The sequence below is a fragment of the Gibbsiella quercinecans genome (assembly GCF_002291425.1).
GTDB lineage: Bacteria > Pseudomonadota > Gammaproteobacteria > Enterobacterales > Enterobacteriaceae > Gibbsiella > Gibbsiella quercinecans.
Genome location: NZ_CP014136.1, coordinates 4,167,375 through 4,183,155, shown reverse-complemented (window position 1 = coordinate 4,183,155; position 15,781 = coordinate 4,167,375). Strand labels below are relative to the sequence as shown.

Here is a 15,781-nt window from a genome sequence, read left to right as displayed (position 1 = left end):
TCCTTAGTTCTGATATATATACCCTTCATATTTCGCAGGAAAAACACCGGCACAATAAATATGACGAGGCATATTTGATTTCAGGCGGAACCAGTATAGAGCGAGAATTATCACAAACTTTGAAGCGCCCCATAACCTGGAATAAAAACCCCATAGAAAGTAAAAAAACCGGAAATAATGGAATATCTCACTCCCCGTGCTGCGCCAGCCCGGCTCGCCAGGCGTTAAGCGTCGCCACCTGGCCCGCGCAGATTTTTAACGCGGTTTGTAATTTCAGGGTGTAGCTCACGGCATCGCCCCAGGTATCGCCCAGCAATACCGGTTGTTCACAGGGCCGGAACACCGATTCAGGGGGCAACGGCATCGTTGCCGGCGCCGGCGCGGCGCAAGAGCTCAGGCACAATGCCAGGCATAGGCTGCCCAGCGCAGGCGGTGTTTTTAATCGCTTCACGGTATTTCCTCTCTGTATTATCCCCTTGCTGGCGCAGCCATTGCTCCTGCTGCTGCTGCGCCGCCATTAACGCCCGGTTTTGCGCATCCTGGGCCTGTAAGGCGGCAATCTGTTCCTTTTGTTGCGCCAACGTTTTTTGTTGCAGCGCCGCCTGCTGGCGCAGCGTGGTTACCCGCTGCTTCAGCAGTGCGCTATATCCCCCCAGGCCAATCAGCACCAGTAATAAGGCTAATATGCCAACCCGGATAACTTTCTGTAATAAAACACTCATTTCCAGCCCCATTCCGTTAATTGCCGCGTGCGCGAAATAGGCCGCCACGCTATTTTTGCGATGGCGAAGCACAATAGCGGCCGATAAAAACCCCACAGAAGAAATATAAAATCTTCTGCCATCGTTTATTTTCACAGGTTCATTTGGCGGCGTGTAGCACAGAGATGAGTATATTTAATCCAGATTATTTATCACGTTGCGGCTGCTGTGCCAGCCGCCAGCGTGCGGTTATGGTCCAGGGATCGCAGATCCCGGCTACAATGTGTGGTATCCCATTGTTCTTATCCATCACAATAATCAGAAAAAGCGCATTTTATTTGCCTGGCTGATAAGGCAGTGTGTTCTGCCTGTGATGAAAAGAATTCTTATTTCCCTACATTGATGTTGGTCAAGGAGCCCAAAGATGAACCAATTAGACGCACTAAAAAAGTTAACGGTTGTGGTTGCCGACAGCGGTGATATTGAGTCGATCCGCCAGTTCACCCCGGAAGACGCCACCACCAACCCGTCGCTGATTCTGAAAGCCGCCGCCCTGCCGCAGTACAAGTCATTGATCACCGAGGCGCTGGGCTATGCGCACCAACAGGGCGGCAGCAAGGAAACCCAACTGGTCAACGCCAGCGACAAACTGGCCGTCAACATCGGGGTTGAGATCCTAAAAAGCGTGCCGGGCCGTATTTCAACCGAGGTAGACGCCCGCCTGTCCTTCGATCGCGGTATGTGTGTCACCAAGGCGCGCAAGCTGATTAGCCTGTATCAGCAACAGGGCATCGACAAATCACGCATTCTGATCAAACTGGCCTCCACCTGGGAAGGTATTAAGGCTGCCGAAGAGCTGGAAAAAGAAGGCATCAACACCAACCTGACGCTACTGTTCTCCTTTGCCCAGGCGCGCGCCTGTGCGGAAGCCGGCGTGTACCTTATCTCGCCGTTCGTTGGCCGTATCTACGACTGGTACCATGCCAAACAGCCGGCGGCCAGCTACGACGCCGAGCAGGATCCGGGCGTGAAATCGGTGCGCACCATTTATGAATACTATAAACAGCACCGTTACCAGACGGTGATCATGGGCGCCAGTTTCCGCCGCGTAGAGCAAATCCTGGCACTGGCCGGCTGCGATCGCCTGACCATTTCACCGAACCTGCTGGAGCAGTTGAAACAGAGCGAAGCTCCTATCGAGCGCAAGCTAAGCCCGTCCGAAGAAGGCTTCCACCAGCCGGCGCCGCTGTCTGAAGCCGAGTTCCGCTGGCTGCACAACCAGGACGCGATGGCAGTAGACAAACTGGCCGAAGGCATCCGCCTGTTCGCCGTCGATCAACAGAAGCTGGAAGACATGCTGGCCGCTGAACTGTAATTATCTGGAGCACTATACCGTTATGCCTTCACGTAAAGACCTTGCCAACGCGATCCGCGCACTTAGCATGGACGCCGTGCAAAAAGCAAAATCCGGCCACCCGGGCGCGCCTATGGGAATGGCGGACATCGCCGAAGTCCTGTGGCGTGATTACCTTAACCATAACCCCACCAACCCGCACTGGGCCGACCGCGACCGCTTCGTGCTCTCCAACGGCCACGGCTCGATGCTGATTTACAGCCTGCTGCACCTCACCGGCTACGACCTGCCGATGAGCGAGCTGGAAAACTTCCGCCAGTTGCATTCCAGAACCCCGGGCCACCCGGAATACGGCTACACCCCAGGCGTGGAAACCACCACCGGGCCGCTGGGCCAGGGCATCGCCAATGGCGTCGGCTTCGCCATCGCCGAACGCACCCTGGCGGCGCAGTTCAACCGCCCGGGCCATGACATCGTCGACCACCACACCTACGTGTTCATGGGCGACGGCTGCATGATGGAAGGTATCTCCCACGAAGTCTGCTCGCTGGCCGGCACACTCAAGCTCGGCAAGCTGACCGCCTTCTACGATGACAACGGCATCTCTATCGACGGCCACATCGACGGCTGGTTCACCGACGACACCGCCAAACGTTTTGAAGCCTACGGCTGGCACGTGGTGCGCGGCGTGGACGGCCACGACAGCGCAGCCATCAAGGCGGCGATTGAAGAAGCCCGCCAGGTGACCGACAAGCCGTCGCTGCTGATGTGCAAGACCGTGATTGGCTTCGGGTCGCCGAACAAGGCCGGCTCGCACGATGCGCACGGCGCCCCACTGGGCGATGCCGAAGTGGCCGCCACCCGTGAAAAACTGGGCTGGAATTATCCGCCGTTCGTTATCCCGCAGGACATCTACGCCCAGTGGGACGCCAAAGAAGCCGGCAAGGCCCGTGAAGCCGCCTGGAACGCCAAATTCGCCGCCTATGCGCAAGCCTTCCCGGAACAGGCCGCCGAGTTCAAACGCCGCATGAGCGGCGAGCTGCCGGCCAGCTGGCAGGCGGACGCCAAAGCCTTTGTGGAAAAACTGCAGGCCAACCCGGCCAGCATCGCCAGCCGCAAGGCCTCGCAGAATACGCTGGAAGCGTTCGGCAAGGTGCTGCCGGAGTTCCTCGGCGGCTCCGCCGACCTGGCACCAAGCAACCTGACGATGTGGTCCGGCTCCAAAGCCATCAACGAAGACCTGGCCGGCAACTACATCCACTACGGGGTGCGCGAGTTCGGCATGACCGCCATCACCAACGGCATTGCGCTGCACGGCGGTTTCCTGCCGTACTCGGCCACCTTCCTGATGTTTGTGGAATATGCCCGCAACGCGGTGCGCATGGCGGCGCTGATGAAGCTGCGCAACGTGTTTGTCTACACCCACGATTCCATCGGCCTGGGTGAAGACGGCCCGACCCACCAGCCGGTCGAGCAGTTGGCCAGCCTGCGGGTGACGCCGAACATGAGCACCTGGCGCCCGTGCGACCAGGTGGAATCAGCGGTGGCCTGGCAGTACGGTATCGAGCGCAACGACGGCCCGACGGCGCTGATTTTCTCGCGCCAAAACCTGGCCCAGCAGCCGCGCACGGCGGAACAACTGGCCAACGTATACCGCGGCGGCTACGTGCTGAAAGACAGCGACGGGCAGCCGGAGCTGATCCTGATCGCCACCGGTTCGGAAGTGGAACTGGCGGTTGCCGCCTATGAGCAACTGACGGCGACAGGGCGCCGGGTGCGCGTGGTTTCCATGCCGTCCACCGATGCGTTCGACAAGCAGGATGCGGCCTACCGTGAAGCGGTGCTGCCGGCGGCGGTCAGCGCGCGGGTGGCGGTGGAAGCAGGTATCGCGGACTACTGGTACAAGTACGTGGGCCTGAACGGTGCGGTCGTGGGCATGACCACCTTCGGTGAATCGGCGCCGGCGGATCTGCTGTTCAAAGAATTTGGCATTACGGTAGAAAACGTGGTCGCCAAAGCGAAAAAACTGCTGTAATTACGGCCACGTCTAAATAAAAGGGATACCTTTGCTCATCGGGAGCAAATAACGGGTATCCCTTCTACTTTCAGAATCGCGCATAACCAATAAGACATGCAGATTCAGAGCGCCTTTTGCAAATTGATGACGGTGCGGGCATTTGAGGCACTGGTAGCCAGTACGTCGATAACCCCAGAGCGAAGTGCACCGAGTATCGCCGTGGCTTTAGTACTTTCCGAAGCAATGGCAATAACACATGGAATTGAACGCAACTGTTCCAAACTCAAGCCAATGACGCGATCGTTCATCACGGTATCTACCGGCTTGCCCTGAATATTAAAGAAACTATACCCGGCCAAATCACCGACGACGCCCTGTTCCTGCCGAGCGGTAATAATCTCCTGCGGCGAGAACCACCCCAGTTGCACCATAAAGCTGTTTTCATTCATATCACCCAGCCCGATAAGGGCGATATCCGCTTTGCTCGCCTGCTCCAACGTGGCTTGAATCAGCCGATTTTGCATAAATGCCGTGCGCAGTTCCGGCGTCTCAACATATGCCGGGGAATATAGCGTCTCGTTAAAGCCGTTAAATTTACGCGCCAGATTCCGACAGATATGGTCGGCATCAATCAACTGGTTATCACGCTTGGTACCGCCAATGCCGCAGATAAAGCGACAATTACGTTCCGGAAAAATGCCTACATGATTCGCCACAGCGGCAACGTTCCTTCCCTGACCGACCGTTACGGTCATGCCATTTTTCAGGATCCCCGACAGGTAATTACTGACCAGTGCCGCTACCTGCTGGCGTTGCTCATCTTCATCATGATGGTCGAGTGCGATTAACGCGCGTTTGATACCAAAATTTGAAATGAATTGCTGCTCAATTTGCGAACTAAATACCGGGTGGTATTTTACATTGATCTCGACAATCCCTTCCATGCGAGCTTTCTTTAGCAACCTGCTGACTTTAATACGCGAAATACCAAAACGTTGCGCAATCTCTTCCTGAGTCAGCTCCTGGTCATAATAGGCCACGGCAATTTCGGTAAGAAGTTCATAATCGGCGTCTTGTTCAATCATCGCTTTGCGTTTCCATTTCTGATATCTCCTTAATGCTACAGCGTTTTAAGAATAAATTCCTGCTTAACGCGTTGCACAATATTGCAATAACCGGCTGCATCCCATGCGGCACGGCCGATGAATAATCCATCAATATCAGGCTGTTCCAACAATGCGATGGCATTGCCCGCATTGACACTCCCACCATAGAGCAAGGGAATTTGCTGACCTGCGCTTTCCCCAAACATTTCGCACAACGCCTGACGTAATGCCTGGTGAATTTCGCTGGCCTCTTCTTGCGTAGCCGGGACGCCATGCTCACCAATAGCCCATACGGGTTCATAGGCGACCAACGTCTGTAATGCCTGCTCAACCGTTAAGCCGTGCAACGCAATTTTCATCTGACGAATCACCGTTTCGCGCGACACCTGCCAATGTTTTTCATCGGCACTGTCACCAATACAAACCAGAGGGCGTAAACCATGACGCAAAACCGTATGTACCTTTTTATTAATTGCCGCATCTGTCTCATTGAATGCCGCCCGGCGCTCGGAATGCCCCAGTTCCACCAAGGCCGCCCCCGCCTCCACCAGCATGCTGGCGGAAATCTCGCCGGTCCAGGCGCCGCTCTCTGCTTCATGCACATTCTGCGCGCCAATCAGGCAAGGGAGCTGCCGCGCTTGCAGAAAACAGCTGACGGCGTGAATTGCGGTAAAAGGGGGAATAAAAAAAGGCTGAATACGTGGGTGAAGCTGCGCCGGTAGCTGTTCGGCCAGCGTTTCGCACCATGCTATCGCATCAGACAACGGTTTGTTCATTTTCCAACTGGTTCCCAACCAAACTTGCTTCATATCCTGGTCTCCATATCAATAAATTCAATACGTTACCTGTGATAACAGGCCTTCTAATTTCAAGCTTTTGATCTTTTTATCAGGCAATGAACATATGTTAGATCACATTTTTTCAAAAAATAATCAGTTGGCTATTTTTATGTGACCTGAATCACCGATGGTTTTCTGACCATAGAGTAATGTTTTGATCATATGATATCAATGTGAACACATGAACAAAACGCATTTTCTACTAAAGAGAGGTCTACGATGCCGCAAGAGAAAAAACCCGTTGTAGCAATCACTATTGGCGATCCTGCTGGGATCGGCCCGGAAATTACGATCGCTACCATGATGGATAAAAGCGTTTACGACGAGTGCAAACCCTTTTTGATCGGCTCCGTCCCGATTATTAAAAGAGCAATGAAGATTATGGGTTGCGACTTTCCCATTCATCACATAACCCATCCCAAGCAGGCACTATTTCGTTGGGGAACGTTGGATGTACTGGAAACCGGCGAATATGACTGCGAAAGCATTGAATGGGGTAAGGTTCAGCAACTCGCGGGCAAAATGTCGCTGGACTATGTGATGAAGTCGATCGAGTTAGGGATGGCCGGGGTGATTGACGTGGTGTCCACCGCACCGATTCACAAAGAGGCAATCAAGCTGGCAGGATGTAAATTGCCAGGGCATACCGAAATTTACCAAACGGAAACACATTCCGATTACGGTTTGACCATGTTCCATGTCCATAACCTGCGCGTATTTTTTGTCAGCCGCCACATGGCATTGAAAGATGCCTGCGACTACGCCAATAAAGAACGCGTTTTGGCCTGCGTACAACAGATCCACCATGAATTTACCGCGCTGAATATCAACAATCCTCGTATTGCAGTCGCAGCGCTCAACCCACATGGTTCTGATAACGGTCTGTTTGGTCACGAAGAGGCCGACAACCTGATTCCGGCAGTGAAAGCCGCGCAGGAACAGGGAATTAATGCCGTTGGGCCAGTCCCAGCCGACTCTGTTTTCCACCTGGGGAAACTGGGCAATTACGATGCCATTTTGTCTCTCTACCACGATCAGGGACACATCGCCTGCAAAACGCTCGATTTTGAACGCTCTATCACGATTACCTTCGGCCTACCGTTTATGCGCAGTTCCGTCGATCACGGCACCGCTTTCGATATCGCCGGCACCGGTAAGGCTGGAACCGTCAGTATGCTTGAGTCCACGCTGGTAGCGGCACGTTACTGGAAGATGAAACATCACTAATCGCTGACGTCGAAGCGCATATGAGGGACAGAGATATGGAAAAACATCTGTTGATCAGTAAAGGCTGTAAGGGCTGGGGCGGGCCACTGGCAATCGATATCAGCCGGGAAAAAAAGATAGCTTACATTACCGGCGGGTTTTGCCCCCCTGTGGTGGAGCGCTTAAGTGAACTTACCGGCTGGCCATCTGTTGACGTGTTCAAATATGGCGAGCCGCCGGAAGAGGAAATTGGGCTGGTGGTGATCGACTGTGGCGGCACGTTGCGCTGCGGGCTATATCCTAAACGCGGAATCCCCACGGTGAACCTGCATCCAACCGGAAAGAGTGGGCCGTTGGCAGAATATATCCGTGAAGATATTTATGTCTCTGGCGTCACGCCTGCCTGTATTGAAATGGTCTGGCCGCAGGGCGAAGGCGGGAAACTGGGCATCGTTGCCGACGATTTAACCGGCGCAACAACGGTAGGCGTTTTGCTTGCGCACAGCGGCCTAAAAACAGCGGCGTTTTTCGATACCGAATCGCTTTCCTGTAATGAGATTGATTATCCGGCAATGGTAGTTAGTAGCGATAGCCGCTCTTTGCCGAAAGCGGAAGCGCAACAACAGGTGAGCGCAGCAATGAAGCAACTGAAAGCCCACGGCGCTCATTACTTTACCAAACGCATTGATACCACATTGCGCGGCGGTATCGGTTTTGAAATTGATGCGATGCTGGCATTGTTACCGCTGGAAACGGTGGCGATTGTTGTGCCTGCCATGCCGCAATCGCGGCGGATCCTGGTGGGGGGCTATTCAGTAATTGACTCCGTTGCGCTATCACGAACAGATGTTGCGCACGATGTACGCACGCCAGTCACGGAATCCTGGGTGCCAGGCTTGCTGGCAGCACAAACACATCATCAGGTTGGCCATATCGCATTAACTTCGGTGATGAAAGGTGAACAGCAAATTCAACAGGATCTGCAAGAACAGCAGCAGCGTGGTGTACGGGTCATCGTGGTTGATGCAATTACCATTGAAGACGTGGACGCCGTCGCCAGCGCCGTCGTTACGCTCAACTGGAATGTACTTGCCGTTGATCCCGGCCCTTTTACCGAGCGGCTTGCCATGCGGCGAGGATTAATGCGCGAACCGCGGAAGGCTGCACTGGCTCAGCAAGCCAAAGAAAACCAACGCGGCTCTATCCTGCTCATCGCTGGCAGCGCGACGCCGGTGACAAAAAAGCAATTACAGTATTTGATCGACCATGATGATCGAGTATGCCACATTCCGGTTGATGCCGAGTTGCTGGTAGATAGAGAAAATGCCGCTGAAATTGAAATAAATCGCGTTGTACGCCTTGCACAGCAGTCTATCTCGGAACAACAGGATGCGCTTTTTGTTTTCGAATCGGCATTAACCGGACGCTTGCTTAACTTGAGTGAAGAAGAAAAACGGTTTGGATTATCACATGGCAAGGCGGCGGAAAACATCAATAAAGGATTAGGCAGTATCGTCCGTGAAGTCTTGCGCTGTTCATCCAGTAAAATAAAAGGGCTCTATATGACCGGCGGCGACACAATGGTCAATGTGCTTAAAGAGTTAGGGGCAACCGGAATCGAAATGATTGATTATGTGATTCCACAAACCGACATGGTAAGGATTATTGGCGGAGAATATGCTGGAGTAATCTGTGTCGGCAAAGGTGGATTAACAGGCCCTGAAGATATTATTACCACTATTATCGAACACATTTATAAAGAGTCTCAAAAATAATCAAAAACAACAAAACAAACTCAACGACGTAGTTGTCGTCTGGAATGTATTACGTCGTTTCATTTCTACATCCAATACATGAGTTGCCCTATGAATATTAATATTTTCGACAAAATGAACAAGGTACCAGGCGGTCTTATTATCATCCCATTGATTGCAGCCATACTCATCAATACATTTCTCCCTCAGGCATTGACCATAGGCGGCCCTACCACCGCCTTGTTTAAAGCCGGGTCAAGTGCAATGATGGGGATATTTCTACTCATTTGCGGTACATCAATAAATATTCGACAAGCCGGTTTACCCTTATATAAGGGGGCAGTGCTATTATGTCTAAAATGTTTAGCTGGCGCGCTGGCCGTATGGGCAGCAGGAACATTTTTCGGTGCGACAGGTTTCCTCGGTATCTCAACGTTAGCGCTGATCGCCTGCCTGACAAGCTCTAATAGCTCACTGTATATCGCACTATGCAGTAACTATGGTGATGCCAGCGATGCGGGGGCCATTTCGGTATTTTGCATAAAGGACGGCCCTTTTGTCACTATGATGGTTCTTGGCGTGAGCGGATTGGCCAATATCCCGTTTGCCGCGTTACTCTCCATGCTGATCCCACTACTGATTGGTATGCTATGGGGAAATCTGGATGATCGTTTTAAACAGCTGTGCACCTCGGCCCAGCCGCTGATTATCATCATTATGTCATTTGCCATCGGCGCCAACTCCAGCATTAGTACGGTATTTACCGCCGGCCTTTCCGGAATTGTGCTTGGCATTATTTCCGCACTGACCGGCATTTTATTTTACTTTCTTTACAACCTGTTTCTTAAAAAGAAAACCGCATTGGGTGCGGCATTGGGCACCACCGCCGCCAGTTCTGCGTTGACACCAGCGATGGTGGCGCAGGCGGACACCTCACTTTCTGTTTTTGTCGATGCGGCAACGGCCCAGTTGGCTACGGCAAGCATCATCACCATGTTAACTGCGCCCATATTGGTTGCCTGGTTCGACAAACGTCTTAAACAGCGAGCCCAGCTACCGGTGAATAATAAAGGGGATATAAACGATAAAGCCGGGAGCTTGACGCCACGGACAACAAAAGGAGATAAATAGCATGCCACAGTTGCTGTATTATCTGCAGATAAGTTCTGTGGGTAAATATGTCGCTAACTACCTACAGGAGAATAAATTAATTCTTTTTGCTGAACCTGTGCCCGCAGATATTGCGATGTACTGTGCCACTCATCACCGTGGAGAATTGTTAGCAGAACTCAATCCTGGCCAGGTTATGAAAACAAATGAAGTAATTTACCCAATCACGGCCGTTGGCGATGTAGCAACCGTCAACTTAAAACAGCTTGGCCATATTACCTTGAGTTTTGATGCGGCCGTTGCGCCTGAACTACCGGGCACTGTCCACCTTTCAGGTATACCACCGAGAGATATACAGGTCGGCGACAGAATCTCTTTCTATGATGCAGTGAATTAAATATGTATTGATAATTTAAGGAACCGTTATGAAAAAAATTGCTATTGGTGCAGATGATGCAGCCTATGCCTTTCGTGATGTCCTCGTCAATTATTTGACCGAGCACAATATTGGCATCGTGGATTACAGCAGTGATAAACGCCAGCATGCACGCTACTACCCCGACATCGCCCATGAGCTTGCAATGGCAGTAAAACAGGGAGAGCACGATCGAGGTATTTTAATTTGTGGTACGGGAATTGGCATGAGCATTGTCGCGAATAAAGTACCCGGCATCCGCGCGGCTTTATGCCACGATACCTTCTCCGCAGAAAGAGCGCGTAAAAGCAATAATGCACAGATTATTACCCTCGGTGCTCGTGTCATAGGGCCGGAACTGGCCAAAAAGATCATTCAAGCCTGGCTGGATGCAGAATACGAAGGTGGCACGTCCACCCCGAAGGTGGAGCGTATCGATTACTACCAAAATCAACATGCTAAAAACTAAACGGCCGACGGAAAGAGGAAAATGGTATGAATCAGTTGGAAGCGTTAAAACAATTTACCGTGGTCGTTGCCGACACCGGCGATATCAATTCAATTAAAAAATACTCACCTCAGGACGCAACGACCAACCCTTCGTTGGTTCTTAAAGCGGCGCAATTGCCGCAATATCAGGATCTGATCGTAAATGCGATCGGCAAAGCACGCCGCCAGGGCGGTAATGCTGAAACTCAGCTGATTAATGCCTGCGATCAGGTAGCGGTAGATATTGGAACAGAAGTGTTGCGCCACGTGCCGGGCCGCATTTCTACTGAAGTAGACGCCCGTTTTGCCTGGGACAGAGGAATGTGTGTCTCCCGCGCTCGCAAACTGATTCACCTATATCAGCAGAATGGCATCGCTCCCGCGCGAATTCTGATCAAACTGGCAGCAACATGGGAGGGGATCCGCGCAGCGGAAGAGCTGGAGCAAAGTGGTATCAATTGCAATTTGACATTACTGTTCTCGTTCGCGCAGGCACGCGCCTGTGCGGAAGCCGGGGTTTTCCTTATTTCGCCGTTTGTCGGGCGTATTTATGACTGGTATCAGAAGCACCAGCCGCTCGCCGACTATTCGGCCAACAATGATCCCGGCACGAAATCCGTCTGTGCAATTTACCAGTATTATAAATCACATGGTTACGAGACGGTGGTTATGGGCGCCAGCTTCAGACGAAAGGAACAAATCCTGGCGCTAGCCGGCTGCGATCGCCTGACCATTTCGCCCGCGCTACTGGATGCGTTAGCCGCTTGTGATGAACCGTTACCCCGCAAACTTAAACCTGGCTGCGTAAGCGAAACGCGTCCCAATCCGATGACCCAGGCGGAATTTCTGTGGCAGCATCATCAGGATCCGATGGCAGTGGATAAATTAGCAGAAGGTATTCGCCTGTTCGCCGCCGATCAGATCAAACTGGAAGAGATGGTTCGTCAGATGCTGTAAAACGCACATAAGGATAATCCATGAACATCGTAAAACAACAAAGGCGCTTGTGTGCAAACGCGTTAAGAACCCTCTCTATGGACGCCGTGCAAAAAGCAAAATCCGGCCACCCGGGCGCGCCTATGGGGATGGCGGACATCGCCGAAGTCCTGTGGCGTGATTACCTTAACCATAACCCCGCCAACCCACACTGGGCCGACCGCGACCGCTTCGTGCTCTCCAACGGCCACGGCTCGATGCTGATTTACAGCCTGCTGCACCTCACCGGTTATGACCTGCCGATGAGCGAGCTGGAAAACTTCCGCCAGCTGCACTCCAAAACCCCGGGCCACCCGGAATACGGCTATACCCCGGGCGTGGAAACCACCACCGGCCCGCTGGGCCAGGGCATCGCCAACGGCGTGGGCTTCGCCATTGCCGAACGTACTCTGGCGGCGCAGTTCAACCGCCCGGGCCATGACATCGTCGACCACCACACCTACGTGTTCATGGGCGACGGCTGCATGATGGAAGGTATCTCCCACGAAGTCTGCTCGCTGGCCGGCACCCTCAAGCTCGGCAAGCTGACCGCCTTCTATGATGACAACGGCATCTCCATCGACGGCCACATCGACGGCTGGTTCACCGACGACACCGCCAAACGTTTTGAAGCCTACGGCTGGCACGTGGTGCGCGGCGTGGACGGCCACGACAGCGCAGCCATCAAGGCGGCGATTGAAGAAGCCCGCCAGGTGACCGACAAGCCGTCGCTGCTGATGTGCAAGACCGTGATTGGCTTCGGGTCGCCGAACAAGGCCGGCTCGCACGATGCGCACGGCGCCCCGCTGGGCGATGCCGAAGTGGCCGCCACCCGTGAAAAACTGGGCTGGAATTATCCGCCGTTCGTTATCCCGCAGGACATCTACGCCCAGTGGGACGCCAAAGAAGCCGGCAAGGCCCGTGAAGCCGCCTGGAACGCCAAATTCGCCGCCTATGCGCAAGCCTTCCCGGAACAGGCCGCCGAGTTCAAACGCCGCATGAGCGGTGAACTGCCGGCCAGCTGGCAGGCGGACGCCAAAGCCTTTGTGGAAAAACTGCAGGCCAACCCGGCCAGTATCGCCAGCCGCAAGGCCTCGCAGAATACGCTGGAAGCGTTCGGCAAGGTGCTGCCGGAGTTCCTCGGCGGCTCCGCCGACCTGGCGCCAAGCAACCTGACGATGTGGTCCGGCTCCAAAGCCATCAACGAAGACCTGGCCGGCAACTACATCCACTACGGGGTGCGCGAGTTCGGCATGACCGCCATCACCAACGGCATTGCGCTGCACGGCGGTTTCCTGCCGTATTCGGCCACCTTCCTGATGTTTGTGGAATATGCCCGCAACGCGGTGCGCATGGCGGCGCTGATGAAGCTGCGCAACGTGTTTGTCTACACCCACGATTCCATCGGCCTGGGCGAAGACGGCCCGACCCACCAGCCGGTCGAGCAGCTGGCCAGCCTGCGGGTGACGCCGAACATGAGCACCTGGCGCCCGTGCGACCAGGTGGAATCGGCGGTGGCCTGGCAGTACGGCATCGAGCGCAACGACGGCCCGACGGCGCTGATTTTCTCGCGCCAGAACCTGGCCCAGCAGCCGCGCACAGCCGAACAGCTGGCCAACGTATACCGCGGCGGCTACGTGCTGAAAGACAGCGACGGGCAGCCGGAGCTGATCCTGATCGCCACCGGTTCGGAAGTGGAACTGGCGGTTGCCGCCTATGAGCAACTGACGGCGGCAGGGCGCCGGGTGCGCGTGGTCTCCATGCCGTCGACCGATGCGTTCGACAAACAGGATGCGGCCTACCGCGAAGCGGTGCTGCCGGCGGCGGTCAGCGCGCGGGTGGCGGTGGAAGCAGGTATCGCAGACTACTGGTACAAGTACGTGGGCCTGAACGGCGCGGTCGTGGGCATGACCACCTTCGGTGAGTCGGCGCCGGCGGATCTGCTGTTCAAAGAGTTTGGCTTTACGGTAGAAAACGTGGTCGCCAAAGCGAAAGCGTTATTGAAATAAGCACACAACCCCCCTTTACCCTGCCGTTCCTCAGGCGGGGTAAAGGGGCACCGGCGTGGCTACGCCATAATCTGGTGAATTTGCAGATACTGCAGCAGCATAATGGTTTTGCCGTCCTTAATCCGCCCATCGTCGATCATCGCCAACGCTTCGCTGAACGGCAATTCAACCACCTCGATATCTTCATCTTCAATGCCCCCGCCTGAAGTGCGGCGTTCGTTGTCCTGGTATTCGGCGATAAAGAAATGGATAAGCTCGGTAACGCCGCCCGGCGACATATAGGCTTCAAAGACTTTCTTCGCGCTCGCCACCTGGAACCCGGTTTCCTCGGCGGCTTCACGGCGCGCGCACCACTCGGGGGAATCGCCGTCCAACAGCCCGGCGCAGGCTTCCAGCAACATACCGCTCTGGTTGCCATTGACGTAGGTCGGCATACGGAACTGATTGGTCAGCACCACCGTGCCCCGCTCGCGGTTGTACAACAAAATGGTTGCACCGTTGCCACGATCGTAAACTTCACGCACCTGCTGAACGGAACCGCCATTCTTGCGTTTCAAATCAAAGGTATATTTATTCAGCACATACCAGTTATCCGACAGCAGCTCTTTCTTCACATTCTCGATTTTTGCAGACATGGGCTCTCTTCCGTTGGCGACAACACAGGAATCATAGCGCGATTCCCCCGCCCTGCGCCAAGCCAATCATGGCAAAAGCCCGCCGCTCAAAAACCATTCGGCACGTTACGCATATCCGGCAGCTTGTGCGCAATGCCCTTATGGCAGTCGATGCAGGTTTGCCCGGCGCTGATGGCCTGCTGGTGCATTTGCGCCGCCACGGTTTTCTGTGCGCTGAAGTCCATGTTATCGAAGTTGTGGCAGTTACGGCATTCCTGGGAACCATTGGCCTGCATGCGCGCCCATTCGTTGCTGGCCATCGCCAGCCGGTGCTGCTCGAATTTCTGCGGCGTATCGATCAGGCCAATGGCCTTGGCGTACAGTTCCTTACTGGCCTTGATTTTTCGCAGCATCTTCGGCCCCCACTCATGGGGAACGTGGCAATCTGGGCAGGTTGCCCGCACACCGCTGCGGTTGCTGTAGTGTATGGTGCCGAGATATTCTTCATAGACGTTATCGCGCATTTCATGGCAGCTAATGCAGAATGCCTCGGTATTCGCCGCCTCCATGCCGGTATTAAAACCGCCCCAGAACAGGATGCCGGCGCCAAAGCCCATCAGCAGCAGCGTGCCCAACGCCAGGCGGCTTGGCCGCCACCACCAGCACCACAGCCGGCTCAGCGGCCCGGCTTTTTTGTCATTTCCGCTATGTTGCACCATGGTGACTCCTTACTTGCCAAAACCCGGCAGCGGCTCAAACGTGTTGCCGACAATCGGCGCGGCATCCGTTTGCGTCACGTGGCACTGCAGGCAAAAGTAGCGGCGTGGCGCCACCTCGCCCAGCATCTTGCCATCGCTGTCCATAAAGTGCGTCGGGCTGATGCGCGGTGCGCCGGTATTGCGATAATGCGCAATGTCATGGCACTGCAGGCAACGGTTGGTGTTGCGGGTGATTTGATAGCCATCAACGCCATGTGGGATCAACGGCGGCTGGTTAACGTAGTTCAGCGCCATCCGCGCTTGCTGCCTGGGTTGTATAATCTGCCCTTCGGCCGTGCCGGCAACCTCCGGCGATGCGCCCAGATCGACGCCGTTGGCCGCCAGGGCGAAGCCAACCGCCGCCAGCGATAACAGCACGCCCCCCGCAGCCCACCATTTTTTCAGGACATTCCCCGTCATTTTTTGCTCCAGAG

16 protein-coding genes are annotated in these 15,781 nt (G+C 54.4%); 9 read left to right on the top strand and 7 right to left on the bottom strand.

Going from position 1 to position 15,781, the window contains the following annotated elements; translation table 11 throughout:
• Positions 1 to 187 precede the first annotated feature (187 nt).
• Positions 188 to 364, bottom strand: a complete 177-nt coding sequence (gene lysC, locus ACN28Q_RS19140) for an Rz1-like lysis system protein LysC (protein ID WP_165907058.1) — start codon at positions 362 to 364, stop codon at positions 188 to 190.
• Positions 348 to 722 carry a DUF2570 family protein gene (locus tag ACN28Q_RS19135; RefSeq protein WP_095849097.1) on the bottom strand — a complete coding sequence of 125 codons (375 nt, stop codon included), beginning with the start codon at positions 720 to 722 and terminating at the stop codon, positions 348 to 350. The genes lysC and ACN28Q_RS19135 overlap by 17 nt, the downstream gene beginning before the upstream one ends.
• Before the next feature lie 403 nt (positions 723 to 1,125).
• On the opposite strand from ACN28Q_RS19135, the gene tal (ACN28Q_RS19130) reads away from it, so the two are divergent.
• Both tal (ACN28Q_RS19130) and tkt (ACN28Q_RS19125) read left to right on the top strand, forming a co-directional pair.
• Entirely contained in the window at positions 1,126 to 2,076 is a 951-nt protein-coding gene (gene tal / locus ACN28Q_RS19130) for a transaldolase (RefSeq protein WP_095847801.1), read from the top strand.
• 22 nt (positions 2,077 to 2,098) lie between these two features.
• Positions 2,099 to 4,090 (top strand): transketolase, encoded by a 1,992-nt coding sequence (gene tkt, locus ACN28Q_RS19125; protein WP_095847800.1) that lies wholly within the window; start codon positions 2,099 to 2,101, stop codon positions 4,088 to 4,090.
• Between the two features lie 104 nt (positions 4,091 to 4,194).
• On the opposite strand, the gene ACN28Q_RS19120 is transcribed toward tkt (ACN28Q_RS19125), so the two are convergent.
• Together ACN28Q_RS19120 and ACN28Q_RS19115 are read right to left on the bottom strand one after the other, a co-directional pair.
• Positions 4,195 to 5,157, bottom strand: coding sequence for a sugar-binding transcriptional regulator (locus ACN28Q_RS19120; protein WP_095847799.1), 963 nt, complete (start codon positions 5,155 to 5,157; stop codon positions 4,195 to 4,197).
• 35 nt (positions 5,158 to 5,192) lie between these two features.
• Complete coding sequence (locus tag ACN28Q_RS19115; RefSeq protein ID WP_095847798.1) at positions 5,193 to 5,987, bottom strand: triose-phosphate isomerase; 795 nt, start codon at positions 5,985 to 5,987, stop codon at positions 5,193 to 5,195.
• 249 nt (positions 5,988 to 6,236) lie between these two features.
• On the opposite strand from ACN28Q_RS19115, the gene pdxA reads away from it, so the two are divergent.
• The 7 genes from pdxA to tkt (ACN28Q_RS19080) all read left to right on the top strand — a co-directional run bounded on the left by pdxA (position 6,237) and on the right by tkt (ACN28Q_RS19080) (position 13,975).
• Entirely contained in the window at positions 6,237 to 7,244 is a 1,008-nt protein-coding gene (pdxA, locus tag ACN28Q_RS19110; RefSeq protein ID WP_095847797.1) for a 4-hydroxythreonine-4-phosphate dehydrogenase PdxA, read from the top strand.
• A 35-nt stretch (positions 7,245 to 7,279) separates the two neighbouring features.
• Positions 7,280 to 8,998 carry a four-carbon acid sugar kinase family protein gene (locus tag ACN28Q_RS19105; RefSeq protein WP_095847796.1) on the top strand — a complete coding sequence of 573 codons (1,719 nt, stop codon included), beginning with the start codon at positions 7,280 to 7,282 and terminating at the stop codon, positions 8,996 to 8,998.
• 90 nt (positions 8,999 to 9,088) lie between these two features.
• Complete coding sequence (locus ACN28Q_RS19100; RefSeq protein WP_095847795.1) at positions 9,089 to 10,108, top strand: 2-keto-3-deoxygluconate permease; 1,020 nt, start codon at positions 9,089 to 9,091, stop codon at positions 10,106 to 10,108.
• 1 nt (position 10,109) lies between these two features.
• Complete coding sequence (locus ACN28Q_RS19095) at positions 10,110 to 10,484, top strand: PTS glucitol/sorbitol transporter subunit IIA (protein WP_095847794.1); 375 nt, start codon at positions 10,110 to 10,112, stop codon at positions 10,482 to 10,484.
• Positions 10,485 to 10,512: 28 nt separating this feature from the next.
• Positions 10,513 to 10,971, top strand: coding sequence for a ribose 5-phosphate isomerase B (gene rpiB, locus ACN28Q_RS19090; RefSeq protein WP_095847793.1), 459 nt, complete (start codon positions 10,513 to 10,515; stop codon positions 10,969 to 10,971).
• Positions 10,972 to 10,997: 26 nt separating this feature from the next.
• Complete coding sequence (gene tal / locus ACN28Q_RS19085; protein ID WP_095847792.1) at positions 10,998 to 11,948, top strand: transaldolase; 951 nt, start codon at positions 10,998 to 11,000, stop codon at positions 11,946 to 11,948.
• Positions 11,949 to 11,968: 20 nt separating this feature from the next.
• The gene (tkt, locus tag ACN28Q_RS19080) at positions 11,969 to 13,975 is read left to right on the top strand and encodes a transketolase (protein WP_095847791.1); all 2,007 of its coding nucleotides are present in this window, start codon (positions 11,969 to 11,971) and stop codon (positions 13,973 to 13,975) included.
• Positions 13,976 to 14,034: 59 nt separating this feature from the next.
• On the opposite strand, the gene nudK is transcribed toward tkt (ACN28Q_RS19080), so the two are convergent.
• From nudK to napB, 3 genes are all read right to left on the bottom strand, one after another.
• Entirely contained in the window at positions 14,035 to 14,610 is a 576-nt protein-coding gene (gene nudK / locus ACN28Q_RS19075) for a GDP-mannose pyrophosphatase NudK (protein ID WP_095847790.1), read from the bottom strand.
• Positions 14,611 to 14,696: 86 nt separating this feature from the next.
• Positions 14,697 to 15,308 (bottom strand): cytochrome c-type protein NapC, encoded by a 612-nt coding sequence (gene napC, locus ACN28Q_RS19070; RefSeq protein WP_095847789.1) that lies wholly within the window; start codon positions 15,306 to 15,308, stop codon positions 14,697 to 14,699.
• A 9-nt stretch (positions 15,309 to 15,317) separates the two neighbouring features.
• A complete protein-coding gene (napB, locus tag ACN28Q_RS19065) occupies positions 15,318 to 15,767 on the bottom strand; it encodes a nitrate reductase cytochrome c-type subunit (RefSeq protein ID WP_095847788.1) in 450 nt (149 codons plus the stop codon).
• Positions 15,768 to 15,781: the final 14 nt, after the last annotated feature.